Annotated in this window: 17 protein-coding genes; 5 read left to right on the top strand and 12 right to left on the bottom strand. The window is 66.6% G+C overall.

Going from position 1 to position 18,273, the window contains the following annotated elements; translation table 11 throughout:
- Positions 1-10 precede the first annotated feature (10 nt).
- Both BST47_RS23020 and BST47_RS23015 read right to left on the bottom strand, forming a co-directional pair.
- Positions 11-940, bottom strand: a complete 930-nt coding sequence (locus tag BST47_RS23020; RefSeq protein ID WP_083127988.1) for an ABC transporter permease — start codon at positions 938-940, stop codon at positions 11-13.
- Positions 941-957: 17 nt separating this feature from the next.
- The gene (locus tag BST47_RS23015; RefSeq protein WP_083127987.1) at positions 958-2,541 is read right to left on the bottom strand and encodes an ABC transporter substrate-binding protein; all 1,584 of its coding nucleotides are present in this window, start codon (positions 2,539-2,541) and stop codon (positions 958-960) included.
- A 317-nt stretch (positions 2,542-2,858) separates the two neighbouring features.
- On the opposite strand from BST47_RS23015, the gene BST47_RS23010 reads away from it, so the two are divergent.
- Positions 2,859-3,818: a 2-hydroxyacid dehydrogenase gene (locus BST47_RS23010; protein WP_083127986.1), complete on the top strand. Its 960-nt coding sequence runs from the start codon at positions 2,859-2,861 to the stop codon at positions 3,816-3,818.
- An 87-nt stretch (positions 3,819-3,905) separates the two neighbouring features.
- The gene (locus BST47_RS23005) at positions 3,906-5,273 is read left to right on the top strand and encodes a serine/threonine-protein kinase (protein ID WP_083127985.1); all 1,368 of its coding nucleotides are present in this window, start codon (positions 3,906-3,908) and stop codon (positions 5,271-5,273) included.
- A 16-nt stretch (positions 5,274-5,289) separates the two neighbouring features.
- Here BST47_RS23005 and BST47_RS23000 read toward each other — a convergent pair whose 3' ends face one another.
- Positions 5,290-5,619: a hemophore-related protein gene (locus BST47_RS23000; protein ID WP_083127984.1), complete on the bottom strand. Its 330-nt coding sequence runs from the start codon at positions 5,617-5,619 to the stop codon at positions 5,290-5,292.
- Between the two features lie 116 nt (positions 5,620-5,735).
- Positions 5,736-6,371 (bottom strand): TetR/AcrR family transcriptional regulator, encoded by a 636-nt coding sequence (locus BST47_RS22995; protein ID WP_083127983.1) that lies wholly within the window; start codon positions 6,369-6,371, stop codon positions 5,736-5,738.
- 61 nt (positions 6,372-6,432) lie between these two features.
- Between BST47_RS22995 and BST47_RS22990 the strand changes: the two genes are divergently transcribed.
- Both BST47_RS22990 and BST47_RS22985 read left to right on the top strand, forming a co-directional pair.
- Positions 6,433-7,323 (top strand): hypothetical protein, encoded by an 891-nt coding sequence (locus BST47_RS22990; RefSeq protein ID WP_234809835.1) that lies wholly within the window; start codon positions 6,433-6,435, stop codon positions 7,321-7,323.
- Positions 7,324-7,346: 23 nt separating this feature from the next.
- Positions 7,347-8,588: a serine hydrolase domain-containing protein gene (locus BST47_RS22985; protein WP_083127982.1), complete on the top strand. Its 1,242-nt coding sequence runs from the start codon at positions 7,347-7,349 to the stop codon at positions 8,586-8,588.
- Here BST47_RS22985 and BST47_RS22980 read toward each other — a convergent pair.
- The 3 genes from BST47_RS22980 to BST47_RS22970 all read right to left on the bottom strand — a co-directional run bounded on the left by BST47_RS22980 (position 8,585) and on the right by BST47_RS22970 (position 11,471).
- The gene (locus BST47_RS22980; RefSeq protein ID WP_083127981.1) at positions 8,585-9,511 is read right to left on the bottom strand and encodes a LysR family transcriptional regulator; all 927 of its coding nucleotides are present in this window, start codon (positions 9,509-9,511) and stop codon (positions 8,585-8,587) included. The two genes, BST47_RS22985 and BST47_RS22980, sit on opposite strands and share 4 nt — an antisense overlap.
- Positions 9,512-9,577: 66 nt before the next feature.
- The gene (locus BST47_RS22975) at positions 9,578-10,249 is read right to left on the bottom strand and encodes a TetR/AcrR family transcriptional regulator (RefSeq protein WP_083127980.1); all 672 of its coding nucleotides are present in this window, start codon (positions 10,247-10,249) and stop codon (positions 9,578-9,580) included.
- Positions 10,242-11,471, bottom strand: a complete 1,230-nt coding sequence (locus BST47_RS22970) for a cytochrome P450 (protein ID WP_083127979.1) — start codon at positions 11,469-11,471, stop codon at positions 10,242-10,244. Before BST47_RS22970 ends, BST47_RS22975 begins: the two co-directional genes overlap by 8 nt.
- 206 nt (positions 11,472-11,677) lie before the next feature.
- Here BST47_RS22970 and BST47_RS22965 point away from each other — a divergent pair, with 206 nt between their 5' ends.
- Positions 11,678-12,349, top strand: a complete 672-nt coding sequence (locus BST47_RS22965) for a GNAT family N-acetyltransferase (protein ID WP_083127978.1) — start codon at positions 11,678-11,680, stop codon at positions 12,347-12,349.
- Positions 12,350-12,352: 3 nt separating this feature from the next.
- Here BST47_RS22965 and BST47_RS22960 read toward each other — a convergent pair whose 3' ends face one another.
- From BST47_RS22960 to BST47_RS22940, 5 genes are all read right to left on the bottom strand, one after another.
- A complete protein-coding gene (locus BST47_RS22960) occupies positions 12,353-13,618 on the bottom strand; it encodes a glucarate dehydratase family protein (protein WP_083127976.1) in 1,266 nt (421 codons plus the stop codon).
- Positions 13,619-13,620: 2 nt separating this feature from the next.
- Positions 13,621-14,550, bottom strand: a complete 930-nt coding sequence (locus BST47_RS22955; protein ID WP_083127974.1) for a 5-dehydro-4-deoxyglucarate dehydratase — start codon at positions 14,548-14,550, stop codon at positions 13,621-13,623.
- Positions 14,551-14,578: 28 nt separating this feature from the next.
- Entirely contained in the window at positions 14,579-16,186 is a 1,608-nt protein-coding gene (locus tag BST47_RS22950) for an aldehyde dehydrogenase (NADP(+)) (protein ID WP_083127972.1), read from the bottom strand.
- Between the two features lie 138 nt (positions 16,187-16,324).
- Entirely contained in the window at positions 16,325-16,768 is a 444-nt protein-coding gene (locus BST47_RS22945) for an STAS domain-containing protein (RefSeq protein WP_083127970.1), read from the bottom strand.
- A gap of 334 nt (positions 16,769-17,102) precedes the next feature.
- Positions 17,103-18,269: an FAD-binding domain gene (locus BST47_RS22940; protein WP_083127968.1), complete on the bottom strand. Its 1,167-nt coding sequence runs from the start codon at positions 18,267-18,269 to the stop codon at positions 17,103-17,105.
- Between the last annotated feature and the right edge of the window lie 4 nt (positions 18,270-18,273).

Below are 18,273 nucleotides of genomic sequence, written 5' to 3'. Positions count from 1 at the left end.
CGTTGTGCTCCTAGGCCATTACCGGTTCGCGGACGCGAGCGTCGAGCAGCGCGTAGCAGGCGTCGATGAAGATGTTGAGCAGGAAGATGCTCACGGCGGTCAGCAGGACGGCGGCCTGCAGGACTGCGAAGTCGCGTTGCAGGATCGCGTCGATCATCAGCTTGCCGATGCCGGGCCAGCCGAAGATGGCCTCGACCACGACCGCACCGTTGATCAGACCGACGGCCAGGTCGCCCGCGACGGTCAGCGCCGGGGCTGCGGCGTTGCGCAGCGCGTGGTGGCTGACGACGCGGAAGTCGCTGGCGCCCTTGCTGCGGGCCAGCCGCACATACGGCGCGGAGAGCGCGGAAACCATTGCGCCGCGGACGACTTGGGTGAGTACGCCGAGCGGGCGGATCATGAGTGTCGCGATCGGCAGGATCCAGGACAGGATGCCACTGTCGACACCCGAGGTGGGCAGCCAGCCCAGCAGTACCGCGAAGAGCCAGACGCCGGTGATCGCGAACCAGAAGTCGGGGATCGATGCGGCGGTCATGGACAGCAGGCTCGAGAAGCGGTCGGCCAGCGAGTTGGGCCGGTAGGCGGCCCAGCAGCCGATCACGATGGCGCCGACGACGGCGAGAAGCATTGTGGTGAAAGCCAACTGCAGCGTTGCGGGGAACGCGCGGAACGCCATCTCGGAGGCGGATTCACCGGTGCGTAGTGAGGTGCCGAAGTCGAAGTGCAGAACGCCCTTGAAGTAGTCGACCAGCTGCGTCCACACCGGCTGGTCGAAACCGTTGGCCTGGGCGAAGGCTTCCCGCTGTTCGGGTGTCGCCGACTCGGGCAGGTACAGGTTGGTGGGGTCACCGGTGAGGCGGGCGAGCAGGAACACACCTAGCAGCACGATGATCAACGGCAGTGCGCTGGTGTAGGTCCGGCGCCGGATGAAGGAGAACATGAGGGCAGGTTTCCTTACTACTGGGCAACCGTCGGGGTGGTCGAGCCGGCGGGCGTCATCTCGGCCAGCCGCATCTCGTCACCGGTGGCGGAGTTGGGGGTGTAGTCGACACGGGGCGACTTGCCGAGGATGCCCTTCATATGCGCGAGGTAGGCCATGCTCATGATCTCCTGCGGCTCCTCGGCGAACAGCTTCGCGAAGGCCTCCTGACGCTGCTGGCCGGTGAGCTCCTCGGCGGCACGGATCTTCTTGTCGAATTCCGGTGTGCCGTAGGAAGCCTGTGCGCCGTCGGACAGCATGTACTGATCCATGGTGAACGCGGCGTCACCGGCCTGGTTTCCGTGCATGATCATCAGCACGTAGGGACCGGCGCCCTCGGGGAACGGCCGCAGCTGGTACAGCAGCTGGTTGGACGTGTCCATCATCTCGATCTTCACGTTCAGGCCGATCTCGGAGAACTCGCTCTGCAACACCTCGATGGTCTCGCTGATCTTCGGGAACTGCGCGGTGCGGCCGATGAGACGGATCTCGGTGTCGACGGGCACGCCGTCAGCCCGGGCCTCGTCGATGAGCTGCTTGGCCTTGTCGGGATCGTGCGGCCACAGCGGCAGATCCGCGTTGTATCCGACGACGCCGGATGGGATCAGCTGCGAGGCGGGATCGCCGAGTCCGCGGAACAGCGCCTTGACGATGCCTTCGCGGTTGACGGCGTAGTTGATGGCCTGGCGCACGCGCATGTCGTTGAGCGGCGCCTCGGTGGCCTGCATGCGCAGGGCGGTGGTCTCGTTGTTCTGGAACGGGACACCGAGATCTTCGGCGCCGTCCTCGGGCCCGAGGCTCACGGCGATGTCGGTCTCGTCGTTGGTGATCATCGCGGCGCGGACGCTGCCCTCGCTGCGCCATTGATATTCGGCCCTGGCGAACGGGGGCTTCTCGCCCCAGTAGGTGTCGTTGCGCTCGAGGAAAAGCTTCTGGCCGTACTCCCAGCCGTCGATGGCGTAGGGGCCGGTGCCGATGGGCTCGCGGACCTTCTCGGTCATGGACGTGCCGGTCGGCACGATCTCGACGAACGAGATACGCAGCGGGAGAATGGGATCCGGCGTCTTGGTGCCCACCACCAGGGTGCTGTCGTCCGGGGTCGCGAGCTCGAGCTTCTCGTCGCCGAACACGTAGCCGTCGACGTTGCAGTTCAAATCGGAGTTGACGGCCCGGTCGATCGAGTAGGCCGCGTCTTTGGCGGTCATCGGCGCGCCGTTGGAGAAGGTGACGCCGTCGCGGACCGTGAACGTCCATTGGTTCGGCGAAGTCTGGCGCCATTCGGTGGCGAGCAGCGGCTGCAGGTCGCCGGTGTTGGGGTCGCGTTCGATGAGCGGTTCGGTGATGTTGGAGCGGACGACGATGCCGGTGGAGGTCAGCGAGCTCTCGCAGGGTTCGAGGGTCGGCGGCTCCTGGGCGAGGACGATGCGCAGGGTGTTGGGGTCGTAGCCGCCGTGACGGGAGTTGGCGACGGTACAGCCGGAGGCGGCCACGGTGACTCCCGCGAGAGCGACAGCCAGCACCTGGTGTCGAAGCGTGGACGGGCGTGATGCTCTTGAAAACATCTGAATCCTCGATCCTCCCGGGCTGCTGGAGTGACGTCCACGTATGTGGATGAGACTTGTGATCGCAACCACACGGTAGGGACGCCGATTCGACAGCGTCAACCCCGGTCAAATGGCCGAATCGGGTGATTTTGGGACGATCGTCCGACTCTATGACAGTCTTGGAAAGACCTGATGAGCTGGTCTTTTAGCCCACCTGGCGATGGTCCGATACCCCGAGGCGGCCAACGATCCATCACTGATGCGCTTTCGATATAAGTCCATGCGAATTGAATGTTGGACGGGTATCCGCAGGTCGTCGTAGCGTGGGCACCACTATGAGCACTCGCGCGGTACTGCAGGTTGGCCCGCTGAAGCCGTCGTTGGCGCAGACGCTGCAGGACGATTACGCGGCATACGTGCTACCCGACGATCCTGCCGATTTCCTCGCCGAGCACGGCCATGAGATCCGCGCCGTGGTGACGTCGGGTCGCACCGGCGTGGACGCGGAGTTGATGTCGGCGCTGCCCAACCTGGGTGCTGTGGTCAACTTCGGCGTCGGCTACGACACGACGGACGTCGACGCGGCGGCCGAGCGCGGGGTGGTCGTGAGCAATACCCCCGATGTGCTGACCGACTGCGTGGCGGACACCGCGGTGGGGCTGATGATCGACACGCTGCGGCAGTTCTCGGCGTCGGACCGCTATGTGCGGGCGTGCCGGTGGCCGGTCGACGGCAGCTATCCGCTGACGCGCCAGGTGAGCAACACCCGCGTCGGGATCATCGGTCTGGGCCGTATCGGCAGCGCAATCGCCAAGCGACTGAGCGCTTTCGGTTGCACGATCGCCTACCACAATCGGCATGAGGTCGAGGGTGCGCCGTATACGTATATGGGGTCGCCGGCCGAGTTGGCCGCCGGGGTCGACGTGCTGGTCGTCGCGGCCGCGGGTGGAGCCGGCACCAACAGGTTGGTCAGCAGCGAGGTGATCGATGCGCTCGGGTCTCGCGGATACCTGATCAACATCGCGCGCGGCAGCGTCCTCGACGAGGAGGCGTTGGTCTCGGCGTTGGTGGACGGCAGGCTGGCGGGTGCGGGCCTGGACGTCTTCGCCGACGAGCCGAACGTGCCGCAGGCGCTGCTGTCGATGGACAACGTCGTCGTGCTGCCGCACGTCGCCAGCGGAACCGTCGAAACCCGAGCGGCGATGGAGCAGCTCACGCTGCGCAACCTGGACAGCTTCCTGGAGTCGGGCCGGCTCGTCACGCCCGTTCCGATGCCGGTCACAGCGTCGAAGTAGCCCCCACAGCAACCGCGGCACGCGTTCGTGCGAAGGTTTGCGGATGGCGCGAAACGGCGATAGCGGCACCATGTGGGGCGTGGCGCCATGCCGCTAGCCGAAGGCGACGTCTTCGCCGGGTACACCGTCGTGCGCCAACTGGGCGCCGGCGGCATGGGCGAGGTGTATCTGGTCCAGCACCCCCGGCTGCCCCGGTGCGACGCTCTGAAGATCTTGCCGGTCGAGCTGACCACCGACCGCGAATATCTCGAGCGCTTCAACCGCGAGGCCGACCTCGTTGCGCGACTGTGGCACCCGAACATCGTCGGAGTGCACGACCGCGGCGAGTACAACGGGCAATTCTGGATCACGATGGACTTCGTGGAGGGCACCGACGCCGCGCGGCTGCTCGCCGAACATCAGGGCGGTGGGCTACCGCCTGCGGACGTCGTGCGGATCGTGTCGGGCGTCGCCGACGCGCTGGACTACGCGCACCAGCAGCACCTGCTCCATCGCGACGTCAAGCCGTCGAATATCCTTCTGGCCCAGTCGAATTCCACCTTCAGTCGCGCGCTGCTCGCGGACTTCGGCATTGCACGCTCGAACGCGGACACCTCGGATCTGACGGCGACCAACATGACCGTCGGCACGGTGGCCTACGCGGCGCCCGAGCAGCTCATGGGCGAGCCGCTCGACGGCCGGGCCGACCAGTATGCGCTCGCCGCGACCGCCTTCCACCTTCTCACCGGCCAGCAGTTGTTCCAGCACGACAACCCGGCGGTGGTCATCAGCAATCACCTCACGGCGAGCCCGCCGTCGATCGGCGACCGCATCCCCGAACTGTCCGGATTGGGCCCCGCGTTCCAGCGCGCGCTGGCCAAGGCGCCCGGCGACCGCTTCGACTCCTGCAGCGACTTCGCCGAGGCGATGGCTCACGGCCTGTCTGAGGTGGCGCAGCAGATCGGAGCCACCGATCCGACGATGTCGGCCCCCGCGTCGGGGCGGCGGAACAAGCACATGAAGAACGGCGGATCGAGCCGGTTGCGGCTCGGACTGCTGGCAGCGGGCGTCGCCGCGGTGCTCGGCGGCGCGGCGATCGCGGTTGGGGTGACCATCGCGAATCGGGATCAGCCGGCGCCCCAACGTCCGGCGGCCAGCGCTGATGTGTCGGCTCCGACGAGCGCCCCGGTCGTGCCGGTGGTGCGCATCGGTGCGGACTGCGATCCGCTGGGCTCCGCGGGTGTCGCTCCGACCGGCCAGCAGGCGTACTGCTCGCGACTGCCGTCGACCGGCGACCAGCTATGGTCGATTTACCAAGGCCCCGTACCGAATCCGACCGCCACTCCCGGTCCGACCGACGAGGTGTACCCGCCGGGGATCGAGGAACAGGTGCGGGTGTGCGTGGGTGAGACGGGCAAGACCCGGATCGAGTGCCGCAGAGACATCCGCGAGGGCAACCTCACCGGGCCGGCGTAGGCGGCCGCTCCGCGAGTCAGAAGCTGTTGCAGGTTCCTGCGACGCCCAACAGGAGGCCGACGTACTGTGCGGCGCCCGGAAGCGTTTGCAGTCGCGAGAGCATTTTCTGGCGCTCGGTGGGGGGCGACACGAGGTACTGCTGGACAATGGCGACGGTCGAGGGCGAGGCGGTCAACTGGCCCGCAGCGGCTGGGTTCTGAGCCGAGAGCGCCCCGATCACCTGCGGATACGTGCAGGTGGTGTTGAGGAGCGGGCCGAGATCCTGTGCAGACGCCGTTCCGGCGCCTGCGGCCATCGACAGCAGCAAACCGCCCGAGGCGACGAGAGTCTTTGCTTTCAAGCGCATGCGTCGACGCTAGCACGCATCAGCCCTGCTCACCACGTCTCTTTTCGATCGAGGACGCCTATTCCCCTTGTGGCAGAACATCTCTGAGTAAACATTAAGAGAGCGGAATCGGGCGGTCAGAACATCATCTGGCGCAGCGAACGTTCCGTCAGCGCCTCGGTTTCCTCGTCGATGCCGACGTGGGTGAGTTCGCCGCCGATCGTGAGCATCGAAATGCCGTGCAGCAGCGACCAAATGGGGCCTGCGGTCGCGCGTGGGTCGCCGGCGGGTAGCAGTCCGGCCTGCTGACACCGCACGATGGTGTCGAGTAGATCGTCGAAGGCACGTATCCCGGCGGCAACCACCTCGGGGCTCTCGGTCTTGTCGAGTTCGGCACCGAACATCACCTGGTAATAGTCGGGATGGGTGACGGCCCATCGCACGTACTCCCTGCCCATCGCGAGTGCTTGCTCGGCGAGGTCGTCGTTGGCCGCGACCGTGCCATCCAACGCCTCGTGCAGTTGGACGAACCCTTGCGTGGCCACGGCGGCCAGCAGCTGTGCCTTGTCGGCGAAGTGTCGATAGGGCGCGGCAGCGCTGACGCCCGCGCGCCGGGCGACCTCGCGCAGCGTGAAACCCTTCGGGCCCTTCTCCTGAACCAACTGCAAGGCCGCATCGGTCAGTGCGCGCTTGAGATCTCCGTGGTGGTAGGCGCCCCGCTTGGCGTGCGGGGATGACTTTTCGGGATCGGGAATTTCCACTGGACGTGGCATGTTTACAACGCTAACATCATCTGATGTGAATCGTGTTCACATTCGACGAGAGGAGCAGAACGTGACCGCCGCCCAGGAAGCCTCGCGGATGGTCGCCGCGGTGCGCGACGATCCCGCGGCGCGCATTCGGTTGGCCGGTGACACGTATGCGCTTCGCGGTGCGCGGCGGCCCTTCCGCCCGTACCGGCGCGCGGTGGTGGCGTTCATGCGGTGGCAGCAGTCGCGGGGTGTCCTCAATGCATTGGACGCCGGGGTGCCGGGCAGCCCGTGGTGGCGTGCGGTCAACGAGGATCTGCTGCGCGACGCCCTCGAGGCGAAGCTTCTGGTCGAGCGTGAGGATGTGGTGGCGTCGCGACCGACGGTTCAGCACTGGGTGGACTTCTTCCGCGCGCCGTCGGCGCGGTCTTGGTACCTGGCCCACAACGCGAGCGTCGTGGCCGGTTATCTCGCGCACGCCGAGCTGGCCGAGCGGGAAGGCCTGGCCGAGCGGTTCTTCATGAATGTGGTTCTGGTGCGGGTGCTCTATGCGCATGCTTTGGTGTTCGACGCAAACCTCGCGCTGGGTCGGTTCGCGCCCGTGGCGACGCTCGTCGGCCATCCGCGGGCGCGCGGACCGCAGGCGCTGCTGTCGATGAAAGATGTGCTGCCCGTGAGCTACCCGATCGAGAACGTGACGATCGAAGAGATTATCGACAGCGAGAACAGAGTGTTTCGCATGGTCGACGTCGGGGTGATCGCGCCGCGGGCCGAGGCGCTGTATGCGATGTCGGCGCGCTTGCTGGGTGAGCCACGTCTGCTATCGCTGGTCGACGACGGCGGACCCGCGTACGCGTGGCCGGCCGAGCACCGGCATGTGTGGCGGCCCGTCCGGACACCGTGGCTGCACCGAGTGGTGGACGTTGTGACCCGTCCGCGCTTCGAGTCGCGTGCGGCCGTTCCCGCGCGCGTCTGACTTTCAAGACCTAGGGTGCGGCAATGAAGGCAACGGTTCGGGTCGCGTCACTGGCGATGTGCGTGGGCCTCGTCATCGGCGCCTGCTCGTCGTCGGAGTCGACGACGGCATCCGAGACGACCACGACGGCCAACCCGGCGCTCAAGCCCATCGATGCCGCGGCGTTCCAAACGGCCGTCGAGAAGGCGGCCAAGGACCTCTACGTGCCCGGCGCGATGGTGGTTCTGCGGACCCCCCAGGGGGAATATCGAGCGGCGGTCGGCACGACCGAGCTCGGCGCGCAGAGGCCGCCCGCCGGGGGTACGCATTTCCGGATCGCGTCGAACACCAAGACACTGACCGCGGCGCTCATCGTGCTGCTCGCGCAGGACGGCAAGCTGAAATTCACTGATCCCGTGTCGAAATACGTTCCCGACGTGCCCGACGGTGACAAGACCACGATCGCCGATCTGCTGAAGATGCGCAGCGGCCTCTACAACTACACGGAAGCACCCGAACTCGCCGAAGCCCTCGACTCCGATCCGGTGAAAGCCTGGACGCCGCAAGAGGCGCTGGCGATCGCGTTCGCCCATCCCCGGGAGTTCGCTCCGGGCGCGGAGTACATGTACGACAACACCAACTACGTGGTGCTGGGTGTCATCGCCGAGAAGGTCGGTGGGCGTCCGCTTGCCGAACAGTTCAAGAAACGCCTGTTCGGCCCGGTCGGCATCGGCCAGACGTCGCTACCGGCGATCGACGACACGTCGATTCCGGCGCCCTACGCACACGGCTACATGTACGGCGAGAGCAAGTACGCGCTGGCCGACATCGCGTACCCGGCAGAGATGCAAGCCGAAATGCGTTCCGGTGCACTCAAACCGATCGACTACACCTATCAGAACCCGTCGTACGCCACCGCGGCGGGCGGAGCCATCTCCACGGCCGACGACCTGGCTACGTGGATCAAGGCGCTGGTATCGGGCGAGGTGTTCAACGCCGATTATCAGCAGCAGTGGTTGGACAGCCTGCAGATCGAGGATCCGGACTCACCCGGCGGGCAGATGTACGGATACGGAATCTCATATCAGCGCTACAGTCCAACCGCGCAGATGTACTACCACGGCGGCGAGCTGCCGGGCTTCAACTCGTTCATGGGCCACGATCCGGACAACGATGTGACGCTGGTCATTTGGACGAACCTCACGTTGTCGCCCGATGGCGCCACGACCGCGAACGCGTTGCTGCCGAAGGTCCTCAACGAGGTCTATACCGGGATGAACTACTAGCTCAGCACATCTTCAACGAGGTTGTCCGTCGTCCATTCCCGCTGCGGCAGAACATCTCTGAGCAGACGGTGCAGGGCGGGATTGCTGCTGTCGCCGCGCCAGACGGCGTCGAGTTCGACCGGGCGCTCGCGGAACGCGCCGATGGTGCGGAACACGACGTTGTCGGGATGCAGCGTCGCCGCCGACGCCGGAACCAGCGCGATGCCGATGCCGGTGCGTACCAGCACCAGCATCGTGTGCACCTGCGTCACGTACTGCACATAGCGTGGCGATGCCCCGGCGATGGTGAACGTGCTGATCAGCAGTTCGTTGAAATACCTTGCCTGAATCGGGGAGTACATGATGACGTCCTGTCCGTCGAGATCGTTCAGCGTCAACTGACGGTTCAGGCCGGCAAGCGGATGTTCCTCGGGAAGCGCGGCGATCAGCTGCTCGTGCAGCAGCGGACGTGAGACCAACCCGGGCCGCTTCACCGGCGGGCGTGCCATGCCGAGATCCAGTTCGCCGCTCATCAGGCCGTCGAGCTGAACGGCCGTCACCATCTCACGCAGGTCGAGTTTCACGTCGGGCAGCTTCTCGCGGGCGGCGCTGAGCAGACGCGGCAACACGACATGGGCGGAGGCCGCGGTGAATCCGACGACAACGGTGCCGAGGTCGCCTTCGGGAATGCGCTTGACGGTCTGGGCGGCACCCTCGGCGAGTTGGAGGATGCGTCGCGCGTCGGGGAGGAACGCGACGCCGGCGGGCGTGAGGGTGACGGTCCGGGTGGTGCGGTCGATGAGCTGCACGCCGAGCTCGCTCTCGAGCTGCTGAATCTGCCTGCTCAGCGGCGGCTGGGTCATGTGTAGGCGTTCGGCGGCGCGACCGAAGTGCAGTTCCTCGGCGACGGCGACGAAGCAGGACAGGCGGGCCAGTGAAAACACCGATGCACTCCTTGCATCACTACACGCAATTTGCGTGCCTATGGTGCATTAGTTTAGGCGGTGTGGTCACGACGCAGCTGTAGGCCGGCTGCGTTTCGCTCGTGTGCCGACCGGCTGCAGCGCCTCCATGACCTGGGTCAGCCGCGGGTAGACGATGGCGGGGCCCAACCATCGAGAGATGAAGCGGCGCAGGGCATAACCGTCACGCGCGGGGTCGCCGGGGTCGACGAGTATCGAGTGGAACGTGCGCAGCCCCAACTCGGCGAGCTCGTCGAGCGCCGCCTCGTCGTAACCGTGCTTCTCCCAGTCGACGTCGCACCGGTGCAGCATCGAGCGGCTGAAGGCCTTGGAGGTGTCGGACGTGAGCGAGACGGCCGCCCCGCTCTTGTTGCCGTTCCTGAGCAGATTGGCGAAGTGCGCATCTTCGGCGAGTCGCTCGACGGCGAAGGCGATGCCTTCGACCATCGCCGCGGCGGGCTCGGTCAACCCCCTGGTGTGTTCGGCGAGTTGGTCGAGAAAGCCGTCGGCCGTGCGCATTCCGCTGGCCAGCAGCAGCTCCTCGGTGCCCGGGAAATAGCGGTAGACGGTCTGTCGGGTGACACCGAGCGTGCGCGCGACGTCGGCGATGCGCACCGCGGACCCACGCTCGGCGATGATCGCGTCGGCCACGTCGAGAATGCGGTCGATCGCCTCCTCGTCGGTCGCCGGAGGATCGCCGGACCAGCCGCGGTTAGCCATGGCAGAACTCGATCGGAAGCGTCGTCGGCCCACTCAACTCCATCATCGGCTTCCACGGCGCCGGTCCGCTGCGTGTCGGCTTGGTCATTCGGCGGGTCACGATTCGGAGGGCCTCGGCAAGCTCGAGGCGGGCCAGATTCGCCCCCAGGCAGTAGTGGACGCCGCCGCCGAAACTCAGCACCGCGGGCGCGTCGGTCCGACTGATGTCGAAGCGGTCGGGATCGTGGCAAATGGCCGGATCCCGGTTGGCCGCATAGGTATTGACAAGCACCAGCGTTCCGGCGGGGAACACGTGGCCAGCCAGCTCGGTGTCGTCTGTGACGAGGCGAAGCGTGCCGGACGCGATCGGCGAATGGCGCATGGTCTCCTCGACGGCGCCTGCCGCCAGTTCGGGGTGTTCGGCCAGCAGCGCCCACTGGTCGGGATGCTCGACGAGCACGTCGATGGACGCCGACAGCTGATTTCGGGTGGTGTCGGTGCCCGCGAGCAGCAGGCCGCCCGCCAGCATCCGTAGTTCGGCGGCGTTGAGTCGATCGCCTTCGTCCTCCGCACGGATCAGATCAGACAGCAGATCGTCGGTCGGGTTGTGGCGGCGCCGCGCGACCATCTCGTCGACATAGTCATCGAGTTCGTTCCACGCGTGCATGACGAATTCCTGGTCGATGCCGTCGGGACTGAAGGTGAAGGCGGTGAAGATGTCGTCGGCCCACAGCGAGAACTGCTCCCAGTCCTCACGCGGGGCGCCGAGCAGGGCGCAGATGATCGGCACGGGGTACGGCCGGGCGATATCCGTGACGATGTCGCAACGCCCTTCGGCGGCCACATGATCGATCAGGTCGTTGATCACCTCGACGATGGTGTCGTGCAACCGTGCGCTGGCCTTGGGTGTGAACGCCTTGGACACCAGGCTGCGCAGGCGGCGGTGCGGCTCGCCATCGAGGCCGAGGAGGCTGTTGACGATCTTGTCCCATAACGGTCCCGAGTTGATGCCCTGCACCATCAGGTTCATGCCCGGCGGGATCGTGAAGCGCGGGTCACGCAACACCGTCCGCACAAGTTCGTGGGAGAGGATCTCGGGCCCGAACGGTCCGATCGCGATCGGGGCCTGTGCCTGCGCAGCGCGAATTCGCGGGAACACCTCGGCGGGAGTTTCGTCGACGTCATAGGCCAGTGACGGCAACCCGGCCTCGAAAACGTTGGAGGAAAGCACGTCGACGGTCATGAGGCCACCTGTCCGGGGCTGAGACGACAGAATTCACTGAATGTATGACTGGCTTAGCTGAAAGTCAACGAGCGAACGACGCGAGAGCGGTCCGAGTCATACAAATATGCCGGAACGTCTCGCCGTGGAACCACCCGAAGCCAGGTGCGAGCGGCCGCTCGTCGCTGTAGTCCGCGGATCTGACGCCCGGCGTTTACGCTGGCGCCATGGCTGATAATGACCACGATCACGCTGCCTCGCGCCGCGAGATCACCGACGCCCTGATCGCTGCGCTCGACCGCCGACACGAGGTGCTCGATGTGATCGTCGATGCCGACAATCGCGGCGCGGCCGTCGAGGCGGTTGCTGCACTGCTCGGCACCACGCAGCTGGGCGCCGAAGCGGTGGTGGGGATGCCGATGTATCGGCTCACCAAAGACTCCCGGCGCAAGATCGCTGCGGAACTCGAGGACCTGAACAGCCGGTTGACCTTCACCCTGATGGAACGGCCCGAGAGTTCGGGAGAGCATCTCGAGCTGCGGGCGTTCTCCGGCGAGATCGACCGAGACCTCTTCGGAGTCCGGACGACCGACGTGGGTGCTGCCGGTGACGGCTCCGGCGGTGCGGCGGGCCCTCTCGACGACGAGATCGGCTCGGCTCTCGGACGGATCAGCGCCGAGGATGCGGTGTGGTTGGTTGCCGAAATCGGAACGCAGACCGTCGGAATGGTGTTCGGGGAACTGGTCGGCGGTGAGGTGAACGTGCGGATCTGGATTCACCCCGACCATCGGAAGCACGGTTACGGCACCGCGGCCCTGCGTAAAGCGCGGTCAGAGATGGCGCGGTATTTCCCCGCCGTGCCGATGGTGGTCCGCGCTCCCGGGGCTACCGCCGGCTAGGCGCTACCAACGGGGGCTGACGAACTCGTAGCTGGGATCGATCGTCTTCATGTAGCCGGTGTCGTCGCGGTCGCGGATGCCGCAGCGGACGTACTGCTCATGCAGCGCGGCCAGCGAGTCGTCGTCAATCTCGACACCCAGACCGGGTGTCGTCGGCACAGCCACGGCGCCGTCCTTGAACTCCAGCACGCCGGGCTTGACGATCTCCTCGACCTTCCAGGGCCAGTGCGTATCGCATGCGTAGGTGAGGTTCGGGGTCGCGCCCGCGAGGTGCACCATCGCGGCGAGGCTGATGCCGAGGTGGGAGTTGGAATGCATGGACAGCCCGAGCTGGAACGTATCGCAGATGCCGGCGAGCAGCCGCGAGCGCTGCAGGCCACCCCAGTAGTGATGATCGGAAAGCACCACGCGCACCGAGCCTTTCGCCACGGCTGGCCGAAGCTGGTCGAATGCGACGACGCACATGTTGGTCGCCAGCGGCATGGGAGCCTGCTTCGCGACCTCGGCCATACCGTCGAGGCCGGGCGTCGGGTCTTCGAGGTACTCGAGGATGTCCCACAGGCTCGAGGCCACCTTCAGCGACGTCTCGGGCGTCCATGCCGCGTTGGGGTCCAGCCGCAGCGGGTGATCGGGGAACGCCTGGTGCAGCGCCTCGATGGCCGCCACCTCATCCTCGGGAGCGAAAACCCCACCCTTGAGTTTGATTGCGCTGAAGCCGTATTCGTCGATAATGCGCTTGGCCTGTTTGACGAGCCCGTCGGGGTCGAGCGCCTCGCCGAACGCGTCGGGCTCCTGGCCGGGATGTGCGGCCCACTTGTAGAACAGGTAGGCGCTGAACGGCACCGTGTTCCTGACCGTGCCGCCCAGCAGATCGCTGACGGGCCGTCCGGTGGCGTGGCCCTGAATGTCGAGGCAGGCCACCTCGAACGGCGAGAAGACCTGATCGACCGCGCTGGCGGTGGTGATCATGCCCGCGGTGCCGACGGCCGCGTTGTCGCCGCGCAGCCGGTCGGCAATGGCGGCGTGGATCATGTTGAGCGAGAACACGTCCAGCCCGGTGATCGCATCGGCGGCGGCCTGCAAGCGGACGAGGTGTGTTGAGTCGGCATAGGTCTCGCCCAAGCCGACGAGTCCGGCGTCGGTGTCGAGCTGGATGATCGCACGCAAGGCGTACGGCTGGTGCACGCCGACGGTGTTGAGCAGCGGCGGGTCGACGAACGCAACCGGGGTGATTCGGGCGCCGGTGATGCGAATCCGGCTGGGCGGCATGACTAGCGGGCCTGGGCGAGCGCGTCGGCCAGCACGGCGCGTCCGGCGGAGATGATCGAGTGCAGTTCGGTGAGGTCAGCGGAAGTCGGCATGACCAGCGGCGGGCGGACCGGACCGGCGGGGATGCCCTCCATCGCGACGCCGGCCTTCACGAGGGACACGGCGTAGCCGGGCACGGTGTCGCGCAGCCGCACCAACGGGTGGAAGAACGCGGCGGACAGGGCGTTCACCAATGCATCGTTGCCCGATTCGAGCGCGTTGTAGAACGCGAGCGCCAGGTCGGGGGCGAAGGCGAAGGTGGCCGACGAGTACAGCGGCACACCGATCGCACGGTAGGCCTGCTGCGTGGTCTCCGCGGTGGGCAGGCCGTTGAAGAACAGGAAGTCCTCGTCGACCTTCTCGGTGACGGCGCGGACGATGCGCGCGACCTTGTCGAGATCGCCGGTGCCGTCCTTGAATCCGATGACGTTGGGGATCTTGGCGACCTCGACCGCCGACGCCTCGGTGTAGCGGGCGTTGTTGCGGTTGTACACGATCACCGGCAGATCGGTGGCCGCGGCGACCTCGCGCGTGTAGGCGACCAGGCCGGCGTCGGGCACCTCGACGAGGTACGGGGGAAGCAGCAGCAGACCGTCGGCGCCGTTGTCCTTGGCGGACGTGGCGAACAGCTTGGCCTGGGCGACGGATCCGCCCGCGCCGGCGTAGACGGGGACGCGGCCTGCGACGGTTTCGACGGCGGTACGGACGACGTCACCGAACTCCTGCGGCTCCAGCGCGTGGAATTCGCCTGTGCCGCAGGCGATGAAGACACCACCGGGGCCGGCGTCGACGCCCTTGGCCACGTGGCGGGCCAGCAGGTCGAGGTCGACCGCGCCGGTCTCGGTGAAGGGCGTGACGGGGAAGAACAGAACGCCGTCGAAATTGGGCTGCATCGGGCTGGGCTCCTTGGTGAGTGATGGGTCAGTCGGCGGTGAGCTGGCCGTCGATGCGGCGCCACAGATGGTCGGGGTTGCCGTCGGCGATCGGGCTGGGAAGCAACGACGTCGGCACATCCTGGTAGGCGACGGGCCGCAGGAAACGCTCGATGGCCCGCGAGCCGACCGAGGTGCTGCGGGAGTCGGAGGTGGCCGGATACGGGCCGCCGTGGACCATGGCGTGGCCGACCTCGACGCCGGTGGGCCAGCCGTCGAACAGGATGCGTCCGGCCTTGAGTTCGAGCACCGGCAGGAGCTTTGCGGCTTCTGGGTGGTCGGACTCGTCGGCGTGCACGGTCGCGGTCAACTGACCCTCGATGTTCTCGGCGACTGCCCGCATCTCGGCGGCGTCCTTGCAGCGCACGATGAGGCTGGACGAGCCGAAGACCTCGGCCTGCAGCTGCTCGGAGTTCAGGAAGCCGGCGGCGTCGGTGGCGAACAAAGCTGCGCGGCAAGCGCATTCGCTGTCGCCAGCCTCGCCGCGGCCGACGAGATCGGCCTCCTTGCTGAGCGCGGTGACGCCGTCGGCGTAGCTGCCCGCGATGTTCGGGGTGAGCATCGGGGTGGCGGGTGATCCGGCGAGCGCGTCGCGGGCGGCGGTGACGAAGTCGTCGAGCCCCGGACCGTCGGCGGCGACGACCAGGCCGGGGTTCGTGCAGAACTGGCCCGACCCCATGGTGAGCGAGCCGACGAACGCCTTGCCGAGATCGGCGCCGCGGGTGCTCAGCGCACCGTCGAGCAGGAAGACCGGGTTGATGGAGCTCATCTCGGCGTAGACGGGGATGGGCTCGGGCCGGGCGGCGGCTGCCTTCACGAGAGCTGTTCCGCCGGAACGGGATCCGGTGAAGCCGACGGCCTTGATTCGCGCATCGGTGACCAGGGCGATGCCGAGGTCGGGGCCGTCGCCGAAGAGCAGCGAAAAGGTTCCCTTCGGGAGACCGGCCTGGGCGACGGCGTCGGTGATGGCGCGGCCGACGAGCTCGGAGGTGCCTGGATGGGCGTCGTGACCCTTGACGACGACGGGGCAACCCGCGGCGAGCGCGGAGGCGGTGTCACCGCCGGCGACGGAGAAGGCCAGCGGGAAGTTGGAGGCGCCGAAGACGGCGACGGGACCGAGGGGGATGGCACGCTGACGGATGTCGGGCCGCGGCGCGGGCTGGCGGTCGGGCTGCGCGGGGTCGATACGGGCGCTGTTCCAGGAGCCCTCGCGCAGGACGGAGGCGAAGAGGCGGAGCTGGCCGGTGGTGCGGCCGACCTCGCCGGTGATGCGGGCGGTGGGCAGACCGGTCTCCGCGGTGGCGCGGGCGATGATGGCGTCTTTGGCAGCCTCGATGTTGGCGGCGACGGTCTCGAGGAACTGGGCGCGCTGCTCGGAGTCGGTGGCGCGGTAGATCGGGAAGGCGGCGGCCGCGGCGGCGCAGGCGGCTTCGACGTGGGAGCTATCGCCGTATCGGTAGGCGGGCTCGAGCGTCGCGCCGGTAGCGGGGTCGAAGGCGTTGATGGGCTTGCCGGATCCCTGGACGGGTTCGCCGGCGATGAGCATCTGTCCGGTGGGTTCGGTGGACTTCAATGGGCCCGCAATGGTGGCAGTCATGACTTCCTAGGCCGTCGATGGTCTCTGGTCTGCCACTTACGGTAGGAGCCCGATCCATGCCTGTCCAAGACTGTTTTGGGCATGACTGATGCGCAGAATGGATCAATAGATTGAATACTGCGAGATGTGGAGCGGCAGCTATACCGCGGATCGAACGTGCTGGTGGCACCGCGCCGTGCGGGTCAGTCGCTCCAGCGCCGACGGGAGGTCGTCGACGAGCGGCAGTTCTCCGTTGGGGTCACAGATCGAGAGCAGGCGTCGCACCGGGTGGCTGCCGACCAGGATCCAGTCGACGTCGTTTCGGGCGCAGTGGACGCTGATGTAGTAGATCGCCGTGAAAGCCTGCGTGCCCGCGAAGTCGACGGCCCGAAGATCGAGCACGAGCTGGCGCGAAATCCCGGTGTGCTGTTCGACGAAGCGGCCGAGTTCGCGTCCGTTACAGGCGTCGATGTCGCCGATCACCGCGACGGCCAGGCGTGACGCGGCGAGCCGTCGCACTGCAAACGTCGCTCTGCCGCATTGTCGGTGCTCATCTACCGAAGCAGGATCCGGCCGACCGATACGCACGGTCCCATCCCTCATTGCACAACCCCAAGATCGTTTTTGTAGAGGTGTCGCCGGAGAGCGTCCTGGAGTGAGTCCAGTACGCGGCACCAGAACGGCGCTGCCGGCGGGCTGGGAACTCAACCAAAGTTGAGGGTAGTACGGATTTCGTCGCCCGTCTGCAGCTTCGGAAAACTTCCAGTTTTGTTTGGCTGCAAGACCTTTGGTCAGCTTGTCTAAGTGTGATCTTGCGTGCATGTCAGTAACTGCACTTATGGACAACGGAAACCGTTGCACAATTGCGCAGCGCCGCCTGGATCACCTGCTCTTATTGGGTCGTGCGACCGTTCGGCGATTAGCTGAACCCGGCGACCTAGATGGCGTAATCGGGCAGTTCGATGTCGTCGCGCACGCTGCCGGAGAACAGCGTCGCCACTGGAGAGAAGTTCATGGTGCGGATGGCGACGTTGCGGAACCACAGCCCGAAGCGGGTTCGCGTCGCGAAGAAGCCGACGAGCCGCTGGGCGCTGACCTGTTTGGACGAGATCAGCGGACGCAGTCGGCTCTCGTACGCGTCGAAGGCGCGGCGGTGATCGCCGTCCGCGCGGACGAGTTCGCCGGCGGCGACGTACGCCTCCGTCATCGCCAGCCCGGTGCCCTCGCCGCCGAGCAACGAGATGCATCCTGCGGCGTCGCCGATCAGCAGTACTCTGTCGCGCGACCAGCGGTTCATCCGGACCTGGCTCACGACGTCGAAGTAGAGATCCTCGACGTCATCGACCGCATCGAGTATTTGCGGACACTCCCAGCCGAGCTGGCCGAACTCATTGCGCAACCGCTGTTTCGGTGGGGTCTCGTCACTGCTGTCCGCGGAGCGGAACACGAACAGGAACATCGTGCGGTCGCCGCGCAGGGCGAAGCGGGCGATCTGGTGGCCGATGGTGTTGTAGGTGACGTACGCGAGGTCGTCGCGGGGGCGGTAACCGTCGACCACGCATGCGGCGACCTGGCAGCCCAAGTAGTGCAGGTAGTCACCCTCGGGTCCGAATTCCAGCCGCCGCACGGTCGAGTGCAGCCCGTCCGCGCCGATGACGAGGTCGAACTGTTCAGGCGGGGCGTGCTCGAAGCTCAGGCGGACGCCGTTGCCGAGTTGCTCGATCGTGCTGATGCTGTCGCCGTAACGGGCCTCGACTCGGCCGTCGATGGTGCGGTAGATCGCCGCAGCGAGGTCACCGCGGGGCAGGCTGATGAAGTCGTCGTCGAGCATGCGGCGGAAGGTCTCGACGCCGAGTTCCGCCTTGACCTCGCCGTCGTGGCTGACCGAGCGCAGACAGTTCACGTCATAGCCGAGTTCGCAGATCTGCTCCTCGATGCCCATCCGCTCCGCAACGCGGTAGCCGACGCCCCAGAAGTCGATCATGTAGCCGCCGGTCCGGAATCGCGGCGCCTGCTCGATCAAAACGGGGGTGTGGCCGGCGCGGTCCAACCAGTATGCGAGCGCTGTGCCCGCGACACCGGCCCCGCTGATGGCGACCCGCACCTGT

It is taken from the genome of Mycolicibacterium tusciae (genome assembly GCF_002086795.1).
Lineage (GTDB): Bacteria > Actinomycetota > Actinomycetes > Mycobacteriales > Mycobacteriaceae > Mycobacterium > Mycobacterium tusciae.
Note: the sequence above shows the minus strand (reverse complement) of the source record. Positions and strands in the feature narration are given on the sequence as shown.